Annotated in this window: 11 protein-coding genes; 9 read left to right on the top strand and 2 right to left on the bottom strand. The window is 43.2% G+C overall.

Annotated elements, in window-relative coordinates; translation table 11 throughout:
- The first annotated feature begins 622 nt into the window (after positions 1-622).
- The gene (locus DS742_RS12530) at positions 623-1,315 is read left to right on the top strand and encodes a TolC family protein (RefSeq protein ID WP_117417329.1); all 693 of its coding nucleotides are present in this window, start codon (positions 623-625) and stop codon (positions 1,313-1,315) included.
- Between the two features lie 126 nt (positions 1,316-1,441).
- Here DS742_RS12530 and DS742_RS12525 read toward each other — a convergent pair whose 3' ends face one another.
- Together DS742_RS12525 and DS742_RS12520 are read right to left on the bottom strand one after the other, a co-directional pair.
- A complete protein-coding gene (locus DS742_RS12525) occupies positions 1,442-2,062 on the bottom strand; it encodes a superoxide dismutase (protein ID WP_117417328.1) in 621 nt (206 codons plus the stop codon).
- A 233-nt stretch (positions 2,063-2,295) separates the two neighbouring features.
- Positions 2,296-2,745 (bottom strand): hypothetical protein, encoded by a 450-nt coding sequence (locus DS742_RS12520; protein ID WP_117417327.1) that lies wholly within the window; start codon positions 2,743-2,745, stop codon positions 2,296-2,298.
- Positions 2,746-2,953: 208 nt separating this feature from the next.
- On the opposite strand from DS742_RS12520, the gene rpoB reads away from it, so the two are divergent.
- The 8 genes from rpoB (at position 2,954) to DS742_RS12480 (ending at position 18,208) form a co-directional block, all read left to right on the top strand.
- Complete coding sequence (gene rpoB, locus DS742_RS12515; protein ID WP_170313448.1) at positions 2,954-6,820, top strand: DNA-directed RNA polymerase subunit beta; 3,867 nt, start codon at positions 2,954-2,956, stop codon at positions 6,818-6,820.
- Between the two features lie 18 nt (positions 6,821-6,838).
- Complete coding sequence (gene rpoC / locus DS742_RS12510; protein ID WP_117417326.1) at positions 6,839-10,498, top strand: DNA-directed RNA polymerase subunit beta'; 3,660 nt, start codon at positions 6,839-6,841, stop codon at positions 10,496-10,498.
- 143 nt (positions 10,499-10,641) lie between these two features.
- Positions 10,642-11,517: a carbohydrate ABC transporter permease gene (locus DS742_RS12505; RefSeq protein WP_117417325.1), complete on the top strand. Its 876-nt coding sequence runs from the start codon at positions 10,642-10,644 to the stop codon at positions 11,515-11,517.
- Entirely contained in the window at positions 11,507-12,340 is an 834-nt protein-coding gene (locus tag DS742_RS12500) for a carbohydrate ABC transporter permease (protein WP_117417324.1), read from the top strand. Before DS742_RS12505 ends, DS742_RS12500 begins: the two co-directional genes overlap by 11 nt.
- Positions 12,341-12,357: 17 nt before the next feature.
- Entirely contained in the window at positions 12,358-14,856 is a 2,499-nt protein-coding gene (locus DS742_RS12495) for a hypothetical protein (protein WP_117417323.1), read from the top strand.
- Positions 14,835-15,932: a glycoside hydrolase family 88/105 protein gene (locus DS742_RS12490; protein WP_242996464.1), complete on the top strand. Its 1,098-nt coding sequence runs from the start codon at positions 14,835-14,837 to the stop codon at positions 15,930-15,932. The genes DS742_RS12495 and DS742_RS12490 overlap by 22 nt, the downstream gene beginning before the upstream one ends.
- An 18-nt stretch (positions 15,933-15,950) precedes the next feature.
- Positions 15,951-16,865, top strand: coding sequence for an AraC family transcriptional regulator (locus tag DS742_RS12485; protein WP_117417334.1), 915 nt, complete (start codon positions 15,951-15,953; stop codon positions 16,863-16,865).
- A gap of 80 nt (positions 16,866-16,945) precedes the next feature.
- A complete protein-coding gene (locus DS742_RS12480) occupies positions 16,946-18,208 on the top strand; it encodes an ABC transporter substrate-binding protein (RefSeq protein WP_117417322.1) in 1,263 nt (420 codons plus the stop codon).
- The last annotated feature ends 183 nt before the right edge of the window (positions 18,209-18,391 follow it).

The following is an 18,391-nucleotide window of genomic DNA, read 5'->3' as shown; positions in this document are numbered from 1 at the left end:
CTATGAATATTGATTTATCACATTTACTTATGGATTTTGTAATTGTTTATATATGTGTTTTTGTTGGGGTAAAGATTTTTGACTTTATAAAAAAAGCAATTGACCGAATTTCAAATAATTATCATTATAAAAATAAGTAGCCTGAACCCATTTATTATCAAAAGATTGACCGGGATTTAGTAAGAAATCCAAGTTTTGGGCTAACGGATTCTCAAGTATTTTAAACAGTAAACCATCCAAATTACATTTCCAAGTATCTGAAGCGGTTCTAAAATGTAGGACAGTTCCTTTTCAGTCCGCAGTTTGCTTACCCTGGCACCTATAGCGGCAAGAAAGCGTACGATAAAGTACTAGAAATAATTCTTTTTTCTTTCGGCCTCTCTTTAAAGTTCTCATAATCTTCATTTAAAATAATTTTTTCCAGAAAAGTTTTCTGCTGCACTTTTACAGACGGGAGATGGTAGGATGACAACAAAATGGAATAAGCTTCTTTGGATCCAGTCCGTAAAGCGCGGTGAATTTTTTCAGCTGACCGCGTATTCCGTCCACTGACTTGGTTCATCCTGCCCCAGCCATTTAAGCGCTTCCACGCGCAGGCTTTTAGGGAAGTGCCCAGCAGGCAATGATTGGCTATAATATGGCAGCGGCTCAGCAAAAAACGCTGCAGACGATGAAGGATATGTATGAAAAGCTATATTCTGCCACAGTCTCGATGCAAAGTTTGGGAATGGCCACAGATGCAGATGTGAAGGCTGCTGAAAAAAATTACCTGGCAGCAGAAAGTTCTTTCACCAGCCTTGATAATACCGTGGTAAGCCTAGGGGCAACATTAAAGCTTCTGACTGGCTGGACAGGGGAAAGCACACCGCAGATACAGAAGGTTCCGTCAGTTGATCTTAGTAAGATTGAGAAATTAAATCTGCAGGAGGATACGGCAGCGGCAATCCGCAATAATTACATGCTGATTGAAGAGCGTCATAGAAAAACGGATAGAAGCACTACCAGAGTGAAATCAAAGTTCCGAAATGAAGATCAGATAAAACAGAATCTGTCAATAAAAATGGAGCAGATGTATCAGGAGATTATGGAAAAGAAGAAAAACTATGAGGCCTCGATCACGGCATATGACCAGGCTGTTATTATAAAAAATGCAGCCGAGATTCAGATGCACAACGGTTCCATCAGTCAGATCCAGTATTTGGGACAAATGCTTTCTTACTATCAGGCGGAGGGGGATAAGACAAATGCAGATTTATCCCTGCGTCAGACAATGGAGCTGTATTACTGGGCCATGGAGGGATTGCTGGATTTTTAAACTCAGATGATTTGGCTTGGATTTTGCATCATGGTATGTGATTGACTTAAACGGTTAAACAGTCATTTTGACAGTAAAACAGAGGAGGGAAAACAGATTCGTTTTCCCTCCATAATAATTATTCTTTTAATCTCTCATTGCTTTTTCGTAATTATTCGATACTTCCTTCCAGTTTACCACATCGAAGAATGCTTTAATGTAGTCAGCCCTTAAATTCTTATACTTAAGATAATAGGCATGTTCCCAGACGTCTATTCCAAGTATGGGGACTTTACCTCCTTCTTCCATCAGCGGATTATCCTGATTGGGACTTGATGAAAGATACAGTTTACCGCTCTTGTCAGCAGAGAGCCATCCCCAGCCAGATCCAAACTGCCCGGCTGCCAGTGCACTTAACTGCACCTTAAACTGTGAAAAGCTTCCAAAAGCGTCATTTAGAGCTGCTTTCAGAGGACCTTCCGGCTCACCGCCTCCGTCAGGACTCATAGTGGAGAAATATAAGTTGTGATTATAAAAGCCGCCTCCATTATTCCTGATCGTTTTTCTCAATGCTTCATCCGGAATCTGATCGAGAGAGGAGAGAAGGGAAACAATGTCCATATTCTCAACTCCGGCAATCTGTGCCGCATCATTTAAGTTCTTTGTATAAGCTGCATGGTGCTTGGAATAGTGTGTTTCCATTGTAAGGGCATCGATATGGGGTTCTAAAGCTTCATATTTATAAGGTAATATAATTTGTTCAAACATAGCGGTTCTCCTTTCGGGTTCTCATTTATATTTAAGTATAATATTTGTATTATGGTTAGTTAATACTAACTAACTTGTAACTTGATTATATCATATATTTCCACTATGTCAATAGATTTATCTGACATTTTTAAAAATCTTTATTTAAAGACAAATAAAAATGCCGATGAACGAATTTAATCGCTCATCGGCATCTGTCACAGACGTTCCGGTGATAGGAATCGTAACCTGGTTTAATGATTGTTCTTTTTAAACCTGTCCCAAAAAGATTTCTTCTTTGGCGCCGGAGGAACTGCTTTGCCGCGTAGGCTTTTGATTTCGGTTATGTAGATACCGCTAATCACAACCTTTGCTTCTGTCTTAACAGGAAGCACGTCGAAAACCTTTGCGTCTGCAATTAATGTCATCACCTTTGGTCCGACCTTTGCTTTTACGATCGGCAGCTTTGTACGGCGCATGTACTTTGGTGTTTGTTCATACACGATCTTTGGGAGCCCGGCATCCTTTAGCCTCATCTTTTTCTTATCAATCACAAGCATGGAAACGGTTTGTGCCGCAGCTTCCAGTGCCTGCTGCTGTTCTACCTGACGCTTTTCCAGCTTTCTTCCAAGAAAGTAAAGGACTGCCAGAGCTATCACTACGATGAAAAGAATCACTAATAATACGTTTAAAAATGTGCTCACCGGGAATACCTCCAATAGTTCATATTGTAAATTGGGCCTATCTGCAATAGTATAACACATTTTACTGGGAAATACAAGTAAAAAATGCTTGACACCTTGACAGCACTATGATATTATGGAATGTGCACTATTGTGGCTTTGTGTGCCTTAATGGGACATTTATGCCCAAAACAGAAATGAATAGAAAGAAAACAGGGGTGAAACGTCAATGGAGAAAAGCAGAATGCGTCCGGTCCCGGCCGGTAAGAGCCTGAGAATGAGTTTCTCAAGACAAAAAGAAGTGCTTGAGATGCCAAACCTGATTGAGATTCAGAAGAATTCCTATCAGTGGTTCCTTGATGAAGGATTGAAGGAAGTCTTTGAAGACATCTCTCCAATTGCAGACTTTGCTGGACACTTAAGTCTTGAGTTTGTCGATTTTACATTATGTAAGGATGACATCAAGTACACAATAGAAGAATGCAAAGAACGAGATGCAACTTACGCAGCTCCTTTAAAGGTAAAAGTAAGGCTTTGCAATAAAGATAAAGATGAAATTAATGAACATGAGATCTTCATGGGTGATCTTCCGCTTATGACAGATACCGGTTCCTTCGTGATTAACGGTGCCGAACGAGTTATTGTTAGCCAGCTGGTACGTTCCCCAGGTATATATTATGGTATCGAACACGACAAGGTAGGTAAGGAATTATATGCATGTACGGTAATTCCAAACCGTGGTGCATGGCTGGAGTATGAGACTGACTCCAATGACATCTTCTACGTACGTGTGGACAGAACCAGAAAGGTTCCGGTAACTGTTCTGATCCGTGCTCTTGGTTTTGGCACCAATGCAGAGATCATTGAACTGTTTGGTGAGGAACCCAAATTACTGGCCAGTTTTGGTAAAGATACTTCTGATAATTACCAGGACGGCTTATTGGAATTATATAAGAAGATCCGCCCAGGTGAACCTTTATCTGTTGATAGTGCTGAAAGTTTGTTAAATAGTATGTTCTTCGACCCAAGACGGTACGATCTGGCCAAAGTCGGACGATATAAATTCAATAAAAAGCTTCATTTTAAAAACCGTATAACCGGTCATGTTCTGGCTGAGAATGTGGTGGATACCACAACCGGCGAAATCTTAGCTGAGGCTGGAACGACTGTAGACAAGCAGCTTGCGACAGACATCCAGAATGCAGCTGTTCCTTTCGTGTGGCTGGAAGGCGTGGAGCGCAAACAGAAGGTTCTTTCCAACTTAATGGTTGACTTGTCAGCCCATGTGAAATTTGATCCAAAGGATGCCGGGATTACAGAATTAGTATTCTATCCTGCTCTTGAAAAAATTCTGTCAGAAGTTGGAATCGGCGATGAAGAAGCATTAAAGAAGGCTCTTCACAGACATGTGAATGAACTGATTCCCAAGCATATAACAAAAGAAGATATTCTTGCTTCCATCAACTATAACATGCATCTGGAAGAAGAAGTCGGAAACGCGGATGATATCGATCATCTGGGCAACAGAAGAATCCGTGCGGTAGGAGAACTGCTGCAGAATCAGTACCGGATCGGTCTGTCCAGAATGGAGCGTGTAGTCCGCGAACGTATGACAACACAGGATATGGATGGCATTACACCCCAGTCTCTGATTAATATTAAGCCGGTTACTGCGGCTGTTAAGGAATTCTTCGGCAGTTCCCAGCTGTCCCAGTTCATGGACCAGAATAACCCGCTTGCTGAGCTTACACATAAGAGACGTTTATCCGCCCTGGGACCTGGTGGTCTTTCCAGAGACCGTGCCGGATTTGAGGTTCGAGATGTTCACTATACCCATTACGGACGTATGTGCCCGATTGAGACACCGGAAGGTCCTAACATCGGTCTGATCAACTCCCTCGCTACCTATGCGAGAGTAAATCAGTATGGTTTTGTTGAGGCGCCTTACCGCGTGGTAGATAAAACCGATGCAAACAATCCGGTAGTTACCGATGAGGTTGTTTACTTAACAGCAGATGAAGAGGATAACTTTGTTGTTGCTCAGGCGAATGAACCTCTTGATGAAGACGGTCACTTCATTCATAAGAATATTTCCGGTCGTTTCCGTGAGGAGACATCCGAATTCCAGAGAAAGAATATTGATTTAATGGACGTTTCTCCGAAGATGGTATTCTCCGTTGCGACAGCCATGATCCCCTTCCTGGAAAACGATGATGCGAACCGTGCGCTCATGGGATCAAACATGCAGCGTCAGGCCGTTCCGTTACTCACAACCGACGCTCCTGTTGTAGGAACAGGTATGGAAGCGAAAGCTGCCGTTGACTCCGGCGTGTGTGTGGTTGCAAGAAACTCCGGTGTGGTAGAGCGTTCCGCTTCCAACGAAATCATTATCAAAAGAGATTCCGACGGCGGAAAGGATGTTTACCGTTTAACCAAGTTTAAGAGAAGCAACCAGTCCAACTGCTATAACCAGAAGCCAATCGTATTTAAGAATAATCATGTGGCCAAGGGAGACGTAATTGCTGACGGTCCTTCTACACAAAAAGGTGAGATCGCTCTCGGCAAGAATCCGCTGATCGGATTCATGACCTGGGAAGGTTATAACTACGAGGATGCGGTTCTCTTAAGTGAGAGACTGGTACAGGAAGATGTTTATACTTCTGTCCATATCGAGGAATACGAGGCAGAAGCCCGTGATACCAAGTTAGGACCGGAAGAAATCACCCGTGATGTTCCTGGCGTCGGCGAGGATGCGTTAAAGGATTTGGACGAAAGAGGAATCATCCGCATCGGTGCGGAAGTCCGTGCAGGAGATATCCTTGTTGGTAAGGTGACTCCAAAGGGAGAGACTGAACTGACAGCAGAAGAGAGACTTTTACGTGCTATCTTCGGTGAGAAGGCAAGAGAAGTACGTGATACTTCCTTAAAGGTACCCCACGGTGCTTACGGTATTATCGTTGATGCAAAAGTGTTTACCAGAGAAAATGGTGACGAGCTTTCGCCGGGTGTGAACCAGACAGTCCGCATTTACATCGCGCAGAAGAGAAAAATTTCTGTTGGTGATAAGATGGCTGGACGTCATGGCAACAAGGGTGTTGTTTCCCGCGTCCTTCCGGTAGAAGATATGCCATTCCTGCCAAACGGCCGTCCTCTTGATATTGTATTAAACCCACTGGGCGTGCCTTCCCGTATGAACATCGGTCAGGTGCTGGAGATCCACTTAAGCCTTGCTGCAAGAGCACTTGGATTTAACGTATCCACACCGGTATTTGACGGAGCAAACGAGATTGATATTATGGATACCCTGGATGTAGCCAACGACTACGTGAATATGGAGTGGGAAGACTTCCAGGAAAAATATAAAGATACCTTAAGACCTGATGTAATTGAATATCTGGGAGAACATTTAGAGCATAGAGGCTTGTGGAAGGGTGTTCCTCTCAGCAGAGACGGAAAAGTCCGCCTCCGTGACGGACGGACCGGAGAATACTTTGACAGTGCGGTTACAATCGGACACATGCATTATCTGAAACTGCACCATCTGGTTGATGATAAGATCCATGCCCGTTCTACCGGACCATACTCACTGGTTACACAGCAGCCTCTGGGCGGTAAAGCCCAGTTCGGCGGCCAGCGTTTCGGAGAGATGGAGGTTTGGGCCCTGGAGGCTTATGGTGCTTCCTATACACTGCAGGAGATCATGACAGTGAAATCCGATGACGTGGTAGGACGTGTGAAGACCTATGAAGCCATCATTAAAGGTGAAAATATTCCTGAGCCTGGAATTCCGGAATCTTTCAAGGTATTGTTAAAGGAACTTCAGTCACTGGCCCTTGATGTAAGAGTGCTGCGTGACGATAATACGGAGGTTCAGATTGCTGAAAGCATGGATTATGAAGAAACTGATTTAAGATCCATCATTGAAGGCGACAAGCATTACCATGACGAGGAATCCTTTGGTGACTACGGTTATCAGAAACAGGAATTCAAGGATGATGAACTGGTAAATGTTGATGAAGAAGAGGATGCGGACGGTATCGACGATTCTTTTGAGGATTTCGATGACGTAGAATTTGACGATTCAGACGAAGAATAATAGAAGGGAGAACCGCTCATGCCTGAAAATAATGAAACTTACCACCCGATGACATTTGATGCCATAAAGATCGGTCTGGCATCTCCGGAGAAAATTCTGGAATGGTCCCATGGCGAGGTAAAAAAGCCTGAGACAATTAACTACAGAACATTAAAACCGGAAAAAGACGGTTTGTTCTGTGAACGGATTTTCGGACCGAGCAAGGACTGGGAATGTCATTGCGGCAAATATAAAAAGATCCGGTATAAAGGTGTTATCTGTGACCGGTGCGGGGTTGAAGTAACAAAAGCCAGCGTCAGAAGAGAGCGTATGGGTCATATCCAGCTCGCTGCCCCTGTTTCCCATATCTGGTATTTTAAAGGAATACCAAGCCGTATGGGTCTGATCCTTGATATTTCCCCCAGAACACTGGAAAAGGTGCTGTATTTTGCCTCTTATGTTGTTCTGGATGCGGGAAATACAGGCCTTCAGTATAAGCAGGTTTTATCAGAGAAAGAATACCGGGAAGAAGTGGATAAGTACGGTTATGGTTCTTTCCGCGTGGGAATGGGTGCTGAAGCTATTTTAGAACTCCTTCACTCCATAGATCTTGAAAAGGATTCTGCGGATTTAAAGAAGGGCTTAAAGGACTCAACCGGACAGAAGCGTGCCAGAATTATCAAGAGACTGGAAGTTGTGGAAGCATTCCGCAACTCCGGTAACTTACCGGAGTGGATGATCATGACAGTTGTTCCTGTTATTCCTCCGGATATCCGTCCTATGGTACAGCTGGACGGCGGCCGTTTCGCCACTTCCGACTTAAATGATTTGTACAGAAGAATTATTAACCGTAATAACCGTCTGGCCCGTCTTTTAGAGCTTGGCGCTCCGGACATCATTGTCCGCAATGAAAAGCGTATGCTTCAGGAAGCGGTTGATGCATTGATCGACAACGGCAGACGGGGAAGACCGGTAACCGGACCAGGAAACCGTGCCTTAAAGTCTTTATCTGATATGTTAAAGGGTAAACAGGGACGTTTCCGCCAGAACCTTTTGGGTAAGCGTGTTGACTACTCCGGACGTTCCGTTATCGTAGTAGGACCGGAACTTAAGATCTACCAGTGCGGACTTCCAAAAGAGATGGCGATTGAATTATTCAAACCTTTCGTTATGAAAGAGCTTGTTTCCAATGGTACAGCACACAATATTAAAAATGCTAAGAAGATGGTGGAACGTCTTCAGACAGAGGTATGGGATGTCTTAGAGGATGTAATCAAAGAGCATCCGGTTATGTTAAACCGTGCGCCTACCCTTCACAGACTTGGAATCCAGGCGTTTGAGCCGATTCTGGTGGAAGGTAAGGCAATTAAGCTTCATCCTCTAGTTTGTACCGCATTTAATGCTGACTTCGATGGTGACCAGATGGCGGTTCATCTGCCTCTTTCCGTTGAAGCCCAGGCAGAGTGCCGTTTCCTTCTGCTCTCTCCCAATAACTTGCTGAAGCCTTCCGACGGTGGTCCTGTTGCGGTGCCATCTCAGGATATGGTCCTTGGTATCTATTATCTGACACAGGAAAGACCTGGTGCCAAGGGAGAAGGAATGGTTTTCAAGAGTATAAACGAAGCAATTCTTGCTTATGAAAACCAGGCGGTTACCCTTCATTCCAGAATCAAGGCAAGAGTTACCAAGAAGATGCCTGATGGTACGATTAAGACAGGCGTGGTGGAATCCACAGTGGGACGTTTTATTTTCAATGAAATTGTTCCTCAGGATTTAGGCTTCGTTGACCGTTCCGTTCCAGGTAATGAGCTTGTTGTAGAGGTTGACTTCCACGTAGGAAAGAAGCAGCTGAAACAGATTCTTGAAAAAGTAATTAATGTTCACGGAGCTGTTCAGACAGCTGAAACATTAGATGATATTAAGGCAATCGGTTATAAGTATTCTACGAGAGCGGCTATGACCGTATCCATTTCCGACATGACCGTGCCGGAGAGCAAGCCGAAGCTGATCGCAGATGCGCAGGCGACGGTTGACCAGATTGCAAAGAACTTCCGCCGTGGTCTTATCACAGAGGAAGAGCGTTATAAAGAAGTAATTGACACCTGGAAATCGACTGATGATCAGCTGACTCATGACCTGCTGACAGGCCTTGATAAGTACAACAACATCTACATGATGGCCGATTCCGGAGCCCGTGGTTCTGATAAACAGATCAAGCAGCTGGCAGGTATGCGTGGACTTATGGCAGATACAACCGGTCACACCATTGAGCTTCCCATTAAGTCTAACTTCCGTGAAGGTCTTGACGTATTGGAGTACTTTATCTCTGCTCACGGAGCCCGTAAGGGACTTTCTGATACAGCGCTTCGAACTGCCGACTCCGGTTATTTAACCAGACGTCTGGTAGACGTATCCCAGGATATGATTATCCGGGAAATCGACTGCTGTGAGGGTAAGGATATTCCATTTATGGAGATTAAGGCATTTACCGATGGTCAGGAAACGATTGAAAGCCTGGAAGAGCGTATTACAGGAAGATTTATTGCAGAAACCATTACTGATCCGGATACAGGTGAAGTGATAGTAAAAGCAAATCATATGTGTACTCCAAAGCGTGCTGCAGCTGTTATGAAAGTACTCAATAAGCTGGGACGTGATTCAATTAAGATCCGCAACGTTCTTACCTGTAAATCCCATATGGGTGTCTGCGCAAAATGTTACGGAGCCAACATGGCAACCGGACAGCCGGTTCAGGTAGGTGAGGCAGTCGGTATTATTGCAGCTCAGTCCATCGGAGAGCCTGGTACACAGCTGACCATGCGTACGTTCCATACCGGCGGTGTTGCCGGTGGCGATATTACACAGGGTCTTCCCCGTGTCGAGGAGCTTTTTGAGGCACGTAAGCCAAAGGGTCTTGCAATCATTGCAGAATTCAGCGGTGTTGTTGCCATAAAAGATACGAAAAAGAAACGTGAAATTATCATTACTGAGAATGAGACAGGTAATTCTAAGACCTATCTGATCCCTTATGGTTCCAGAATCAAGGTTCAGGATGGCCAGACGCTGGAGGCCGGTGATGAGCTGACAGAAGGTAGTGTAAATCCTCATGATATCTTAAAGATCAAGGGCGTTCGTGCCGTACAGGATTATATGATCCAGGAAGTACAGCGTGTATACCGTCTGCAGGGTGTTGAGATTAATGATAAACACGTTGAGATGATCGTAAGACAGATGCTTAAGAAGATCAAAATAGAAGAGAGCGGGGACAGTGATGTTCTTCCGGGAACTTCTATGGACGTTCTTGACTATAATGATTTAAATGAAGCGCTTCTTGCAGAGGGCAAAGAGCCGGCAGACGGAAAGCAGGTAATGCTTGGTATCACTAAAGCATCTCTGGCTACCGATTCATTCCTGTCAGCTGCCTCCTTCCAGGAGACTACCAAGGTTCTTACTGAAGCTGCGATCAATGGAAAAGTGGATCATTTAATCGGATTAAAAGAGAACGTTATCATCGGTAAACCGATTCCTGCCGGTACTGGTATGAAACGCTACCGTACCATTAACTTAAGCACAGATGCTGCTTTCGAGGAAGACGATGAGATCCTTTTGACTGAAGATGATGAGATACTGTTATCGGATGACAGTTTTGATGATGCAGAGGAAATTTTAGCCATCAGCGAAGGTGAAATAGAAGAATAAGAATGAAGATGCCCTGACAGGCTATGTCTGTCAGGGCGTTTTTTCTTTTATGGAAAAGACAATAATCTATAATATTTGCATAATTAAACTTGATTTTTTTACTTTTTTTAATGCTATAATCATAAAAAAAGGAGGTTAAAACAATGAGGAAGTTTGAGCGGAAGGCGTTTCCTTATCTGCTGCTTGCTCCTACTTTATTTATATTCGGCCTGTTTTTGTTCTTTCCGGCATTAAACGGGTTGTGGATATCGCTGACAAAGTGGGATGGGGTAAATCCCCAGGTATTTGTGGGGATCAGGAATTATATCAAGCTGTTTTCAGACCGGGGATTCTGGGATTCTTTTCTCCGTACCATATTCTTCACCGGGGTATCAGTTCCTCTGGTGTACGTATCAGCTATGGGACTGGCGCTGCTGCTGTCAGGTGCCAGAAAAGGAAATGATTTCTTTCGGGCTGTATTTTACTGGCCGACGATGATTTCCAGTATTATCGTAGGACTGACCTGGAGATTCCTTCTGGGAGAAGAATTCGGAGTAATCAATTATCTTCTCACTGTTATGGGAAAATCTCCGGTTAAATGGCTGACAGATCAGAATTATTCCATGGGAGTGGTAATTTTTGTAACTGCATGGAGCATGTCCGGTTACTATATGGTCATGTTTATATCCGGCATTAAGGCAATTTCCGAGACCTATTACGAGGCAGCAAGAATTGACGGGGCGGGTTTTTTCCATCAGTTCCGCTACATTACACTGCCGCTATTAAAACCGACCAGTCTTCTGGTCCTGGTTTTATCCACAGTTACCATTATAAAAACATATCCTCTGGTGTATGCGCTGACCCAGGGCGGGCCTGCAGGAGCTACCAAATTTATGGTGCAGACGATTCAGGAAACTGGATTTGAGAAAAACCAGATGGGGTATGCCAGTGCGATGACGATGATCTTATTCGTGCTGCTGGCAATGTTTACCGTGGTACAGTTTAAAGTAAATAAGGGAGGCGAGCAGGATGCAGACTAAAAGCAGAAAATATTTCTTTAACGGGGTAACATGGGCGATTCTGCTGATTTTAGCTTTTTTATTCCTGATGCCAATCCTCTGGGTGATCGGCTCTTCTTTTAAAAGTACAGGAGAACTGTTTTCCTGGCCGCCAAGCCTCATTGGAAAGAATCCTTCCTTATCCAATTATCAGAAGGCATTGGATGAGGGGCATTTCGGCATTTATTTTCTCAATACTGTATTTACCAGTGTTGCTGCCACCTTTCTTACCATTGTGGTGAATGTGATGTCCGGTTATGCCTTTGCAAAATACCGGTTTAAGGGAGATAAAATTTTATTCGGCATCGTGCTGGCAACCCTGATGATTCCGCTGGAAGTCATCATGATTCCCATTTTCAAGGTAATCGTGGCGACCGGTCTTTACAACAGCTTATGGGGATTGATTATTCCAGCTGTTGCGTCGCCGACCGCCGTATTCCTGGTAAGACAGTATTACGTGGGAATTCCTGATGCTTACATGGAAGCAGCAAGAATTGACGGAGCTTCGGAAACCAGCATTTTAACGCGGATTATGCTTCCTCTGGCCAAGCCGGTGATCTCTGTGCTCTGCATTTTTTCCTTTATGTGGAGATGGAATGACTACCTCTGGCCAAAGCTGGTCATCAACAGTAAGGAGCGCTACACCATACAGCTTGCGCTTGCAAATTATTCCGGTGAATACTCGGTTGACTGGAACAGCCTTTTAGCCATGTCAGTGATATCCATGATTCCGGTAATTATTGTGTTTGTAACTCTGCAAAGCCACATCATTGGCGGTATGACATCCGGCGGAGTGAAAGAGTAAATGGGAGGAAAGAAAGCATGAAATACTTGGAATATCCGCTGTTTGCGGAAGGATTTGTCAATCGCTTCCTCATAAGTGAGGTTCATACCCAGGTCCGGGAATTTACCAGATCTACCTTAAACGGCAGGGTGAACGAATGGCTGAAGAAGGGTTTCGCCATTCATGAAAATCCGTGCCGCAGGGAATTTGTTGAGGAACGAAGAAGTGAAGTTCCCGAATATCCTGATTTTGCAGAAATGATAAATGGAGATAAACTGAAACTATACTTTCCATTTGGAAATCCGGGAGTGGATTCATCAGGCTTTTATTACCGTCCCACTTATTTAAGAATGTATGGTTTTACCATGCTCTGGTCTGATGTAAAAGAAACCATAGAGTTTGAACTGGAGACCTGCGGAGGGTTGACAGTCTGGGTTAATGAGCAGCTTATCTGTGACTTCACCCCATTTACCAGAAACATGGTAAAGAAAACAGTGGTTTCCATTCCTCTGCTAAAAGGGGAAAACTCACTGGTTGTGTGTCTTGATGATCTGGCTGAGCGTGATACGGACTACTATTTTCGAATGAAACGGCTGGGAGGAGCAGATTTAAAAATTCTCATCCCTGTTAAAGAAGAGGTAAATGAGAGCATTTTAACAAAAACAGAGCAGATGTTAAACGCAATGAGCTTTGATAAAGAAGCTTATATCAGCGAACTTCTGAAAATGAATCTTAATAATCCGTTTGATACTTCCCTTGACCTGGAGGTTGTTGTAACACCAGGCGAATTTATTGAAAAAATGGAACAATCGTGGAAGCTCATAGAAACCAGAAAATACACCATGAAGCCTGAACAAAAAGGGCTGGAACTGTTCCATACCGATGACATTTCACCGGGATACTATTACTTTACTGTTGTAATTACCTGTCAGGGAATCTCCATAAAGAGAAAAATAGGAAATCAGCTGGTGAGAGAAGAATTTCTTTTAAGTGGAAATGAGGATGGCAGCGTACGCAAAAAACTGGCTGTAGACGCAGTAATCCGTTTTGCACCGGACAATACATATAAGGCGGCAGCTTTGCTTTATAGGAACCGGGAATACCAGCGGGCAGAAACCATTTTGCTGGAAGAGCTGGAGGGCGTCAGAAACAGAAAGGACTGTTCGGATTTTCATTTTATCATCATGATTTATATTTACCGGGTTTTTAACAGCCGTATCTCTGACACATTAAAGGCGGCGTTGGAAGAAGCTATGGTAAATTACAGATACTGGATTGATGAGCCGGGAGACGATGTGATGTGGTTTTTCAGTGAGAACCATGCTCTTTTGTTCCATTGCTGCCAGTATTTAAGCGGATCCTATCTGCCTGAACGCACTTTTATAAACAGCGGCAGGACGGGGGCAGAGGTAAAGGCAAGGGGAGAAGAGCTGCTTCACCAGTGGTTTGACGACTTTTTCCGGGAATTCATTACAGAATGGAATTCCAATGCTTATATTCCTGTGGATGTGCTTGGAATCGGTACTCTTTATAATCTGACTGATGAAGAAAATCCCCTGCACAAAAAAGCGGAAAAGGCACTGGATATGATCTTTTATTCCCTGGCAGTCAATGCCCATAAGGGAGCTGTGATGACAAGTTTTGGCCGCAGCTATGAAAAGGAAATGAAGGGGAACTATAATGCTGGAACTACCTCTCTGCTTTATGTCGCATACAATGCGGGCTACTTAAACAGAGCGTGTATTGGATACATTCCTCTTGTACTTGGAAATTATCAGCCACCAGAGGAGTATAAAAAGTATGCTGTTATAAATGAAGATGAAGAGATGATTTTTCAAAACACCCAGGGATTTGAACATCATGTCAATCTCTATCTTTATAAAAACAGCCGTGCCCTTCTGTCAACAGCAGTAGGCTTTAAACCTTTTAAGAAAGGATATCAGGAGCATATTTTACAGGCTGCTTTAGATGAGACAGCGCAGCTGTTTATCAATCACCCGGGGGAATCATTTCCATATGGAAGCGGAAGACCTAATTTCTGGGCTGGTAACGGAGTGCTTCCGCTGGGCGCACAATTTGAAAATACTGCAATTTTAAGATATCATATAGAGGAAGAAGAGCGGATCGGTTATACTCATGCTTACATTCCCATCAGTGCATTTTCCCGCTATAAGGGCGAGGAAGGGGTAGTGGTGCTGGAAAAGGATGGAGCCTATATTGCCGTAAAGGCCCTTCAGGGGCTCGCCATACAGGAGCACGGACCGAACCAGTTCCGGGAATTTATCAGCCAGGGCAGAGACAATGTCTGGGTGGTGCGGGTAGGATGCCTGGGAGAAGACCAAAGTCTGGACGATATCTTTCTGGCTTTTAAGAATCTTGGTATCACCATGAACGGAAGCAGTACTCTTGTTACCGATGAAAAAGGGACAGAGTATCTTCTTGAGACAGAAAACATATTAAAGGTCAACGGGGAAATTGTCTACCATTACCCGGAAACAGTAGAAGGCACAATCAGATGGAGGAACAGGACGACGTGATAGATTTAAAGACATTGGAAGAAAAGTTAAACCTGGTATCAGAAAAGATGATGGTACTAAGAAATAATGGAATGAAGGAAATATATCCAATCAGCCTGATTGATTTTAACTGCTGGGAATGGCCCCAGGGCGTGGGTATTTTCGGACTTTACAAATATTATGAAGTGAGTCAGAAAAAAGAAATTCTGGATTTTATAACTGACTGGTATGACAATCGGATCAGGGAAGGGATATTGGAGCATAATGTAAATACCACATCTCCCATGCTCACCCTCACTTATCTGTATGAAAAAACCGGCAAGCCGGAATATCTGGAATTTATCAGAGACTGGTCTGACTGGATTATGAAAGACCAAAAACTGATCCGGACAGGAGATGGCTGCTTTCAGCATATGATCACGGGAAGTGCCAATGATCATGAGATACTGATTGATACGCTGTTTATGGCTGTTTTGTTTCTGGCCAGAGCGGGTAAGATTCTTGGAAGGAACGATTATTATGATGAGGCAGACTATCAGATCCTTTCTCATATCAAATATTTGTTAAATAAAGAAGAGGGACTGTTTTACCATGGTTTTAACTTTAAGAGAAATGATAACTACGGTGAAGTTCTATGGGGAAGAGGAAACTGCTGGTATACAATAGTCATCATGGAACTGTTGGAAGACATCCCTATGGACGAAGGCCTGAAACGGTATTTTATAAAGGTCTATGAAAATCAGGTAGAGGCACTTAAGAAGTATGCAGATCCTGAAACCGGCTTATGGCATACCATCATAAATGATGATTCTTCCTATATAGAGATATCCTGCAGTGCTGCATTCCTGTATGGCATTATGAAAGGAGTGCGCCTTGGAATATTAAAGAAAAAGGATTATCAGGAGTTAATTGAGCGGGGAATGAAGAATCTTTTGAATTACATGGAAGAAGATGGTACTGTTAAAAATGTTTCCTACGGGACTCCAATCGGACTTAACGGAGAATTTTACAAGACTATACCGTGCTGCCCAATGACCTATGGACAGGCACTTATGATTTTAGTGCTGCAAGAGGCCATGAATACTTACTGGCATTAGAAGGGACTGGTTGTGAAGATGAAAGAACGGGTTTTTTTTGAAGAATTTGACTCATTGTATTATTTCCATGGAGGCTCTGAAAACTGGGCAATGCAGGGTTTCCATTTTCACAACCAGTATGAAATTATTTTGTTTCTCACTGATGGGGCTTTAATGGAAATTGGAAACCGCACTTACCATGTGAGATCGGGAGATTTATTTCTTATAAACAATAAGGAATATCACCGTACCAGCTGCGGCACAGAAAAAACTTATCACAGATATGTTCTCATGTTTGAGCCGGAACTGTTAAGCCATATGGCAGAGGTGTTCCATTACGATTTTACCCGATTCTTTGAGAACCGTCCCGATCCATTTCTGCATCGTCTCCATTTAGGAGGGGAAAATCTTCGAAAAGTAGAAAAGCTTTTTGAGAAAATAGAACAAAGCATTCATTCAGAAAACAGGGACAGGGCAGAATCAACTGTGAGAATTAAACTGTCCATACTGGAACTGATTGCTTCTGTCAATGAGATGTACCAGTTCTTTATGGAACAAGAAAAAAATAAACCTGCTCAGGAGTTTGAAGAAAAACTGGAAGAGGCATTTAAAGACCCGGTTCTTTACCGGGAGAGAATTGAGCAGTTAAAGAAGTACATTGCGTCTCATGTAGAAGAACGGCTGGATTTAAATGAGATTTCCCGCAGATTTTATATGAACCGGTATTATTTAAGCCATTATTTCAAAAAAGAAACGGGATTTACTCTGACCCAGTATATAGCAAATCAGAAGATTATTGCTGCAAAGGCTCTTTTAAAGGAAGGGCACTCTGTTACCGATGTTGCACTTGAGCTTTCTTATAACAGCGACAGTCATTTCATCTCTGTATTTAAAAAAATGACCGGAATTACACCAAAAAAGTACGCCCAGTCAAAAGAAAGCAAAAAAGAATGATTTCATGTCTGAAATATGAGGTTTTTGTACTGCTGTAAATGATAAAATGAACGTACTAAATAACAAAGGAGAGGTGTTTTATGAAAAAAACGGTATCGTGGCTGCTTATGGGGGCATTAGCGCTTGGAACTTTAACAGGCTGTTCCGGCGGGGGAAAACAGGCAGAAAGCAAAGAAAAGAAGCTTGATGTTGTGTGGTTCAGCGACAATAAGGAAGGAGAATCTTTTATGAAGCTCGCTGATGAGTACATGAAAGAGCATCCGGACATTAAAATCGAGCTGATTGAGGTTCCTTATTCAGATCTGGAGAGCAAGATTAAGAACATGATCAATGGAAAGGAAGCTCCTGCCATTGCCAGGCTCACTAACTTAGGGCCGTTTCAGAACCAGCTTGTTGATCTGGGGCAATACGTATCAAATAAAGATGAGTTTGTAAACAGCTTTGGGGAAGGCTTAAAATTTGTTTTTGATGACAAGGTGCTGGCAGCTCCTATGGATGTAACGGCGAATGGACTTATTTATAATAAAACCGCTTTTGAAAAGGCAGGTGTCACTGTACCGCAGTCAGAGGATGAGATCTGGACATGGGATGAGTGGAAGGCGGCCATGAAGACAGTTATGGAAAAAGGAGGCTGCAAATACGGTCTTGTATATGATAAATCGCCTCAGCGGTTTTCAACCCTTCTTTACCAGGCAGGCGGCGGACTTTTAAATAAGGAACTGAATGCTGCAGATTTCAATACGGAAGAAAATAAACATGCAATACAATTTTTTAAAGATCTTCATGATGAAGGGATCGTACCTTCTTCTGTATGGCTTGGCTCTGAAAACCCCAACAATTTGTTCCGCACCGGCCAGGTAGCAATGCATTTTTCCGGAAGCTGGATGATTGCCAATTACAAAGATCAGATTACTGACTTTGAATGGGGAGTGACCTATCTTCCAAAAGAAGCAGTACGCTCTTCCGTACCAGGAGGAAAGTATCTGGCTGCTTTCCAGAATACGGGAGTAGAAAAGGAAGCGGCAGAATTCATTGAATGGATCTCTAAGGCTGAGAATAACGCAAAGTACTGTGAAGAAAACAGCTACTTATCCCAGGTAAAAGGAAATGAGAATTTAAACTATGCCTTTGGAAAAGAATATTTTAATGTATTTTCAAAAGAACTGGCTGCGACTTCATCACGTCCGGGAGCAGAGTGGGGGTATCAGGCTCTGACCGGAGCTGTCCAGGGTGATCTTCGCGACAAGCTGGTGGAGGTTCTTGCAGGCAAGCTGTCAGTTGATCAGTATACAGAAGAAATGGATGGCCTGATTAACGAAAAGCTGAAAGAACTGAAAGAATAATTAAAATAAAAAAATCCGGACTGCCGTAAATTCCTGTTGCGGCAGTCCGTTTTTATGCAGTATTATCTAAAAAAGAAAACCTTGACAAAAAAAAACAATATGTATATAATGATTAGGCGTGCATAAACGCGTCATGTTTTTGTGCGTAAATTAAGCTGAAGATGACAGCAACCACAGACAATA

It is taken from the genome of Lacrimispora amygdalina, assembly GCF_003432035.1.
Lineage (GTDB): Bacteria > Bacillota > Clostridia > Lachnospirales > Lachnospiraceae > Lacrimispora > Lacrimispora amygdalina.
This window is presented reverse-complemented; position numbering and strand designations above follow the sequence as displayed.

Bases quoted from the DNA above. Each gene is read 5' to 3' on its own strand.
- DS742_RS12480 (WP_117417322.1), top strand. From the start codon at position 16,946: ATGAAAAAAACGGTATCGTGGCTGCTTATGGGGGCATTAGCGCTTGGA.
- rpoB (WP_170313448.1), top strand. From the start codon at position 2,954: ATGGAGAAAAGCAGAATGCGTCCGGTCCCGGCCGGTAAGAGCCTGAGA.
- DS742_RS12485 (WP_117417334.1), top strand. From the start codon at position 15,951: ATGAAAGAACGGGTTTTTTTTGAAGAATTTGACTCATTGTATTATTTC.
- DS742_RS12525 (WP_117417328.1), bottom strand. From the start codon at position 2,062: ATGTTTGAACAAATTATATTACCTTATAAATATGAAGCTTTAGAACCC.
- DS742_RS12500 (WP_117417324.1), top strand. From the start codon at position 11,507: ATGCAGACTAAAAGCAGAAAATATTTCTTTAACGGGGTAACATGGGCG.
- DS742_RS12505 (WP_117417325.1), top strand. From the start codon at position 10,642: ATGAGGAAGTTTGAGCGGAAGGCGTTTCCTTATCTGCTGCTTGCTCCT.
- rpoC (WP_117417326.1), top strand. From the start codon at position 6,839: ATGCCTGAAAATAATGAAACTTACCACCCGATGACATTTGATGCCATA.
- DS742_RS12530 (WP_117417329.1), top strand. From the start codon at position 623: ATGATTGGCTATAATATGGCAGCGGCTCAGCAAAAAACGCTGCAGACG.
- DS742_RS12495 (WP_117417323.1), top strand. From the start codon at position 12,358: ATGAAATACTTGGAATATCCGCTGTTTGCGGAAGGATTTGTCAATCGC.
- DS742_RS12490 (WP_242996464.1), top strand. From the start codon at position 14,835: ATGGAGGAACAGGACGACGTGATAGATTTAAAGACATTGGAAGAAAAG.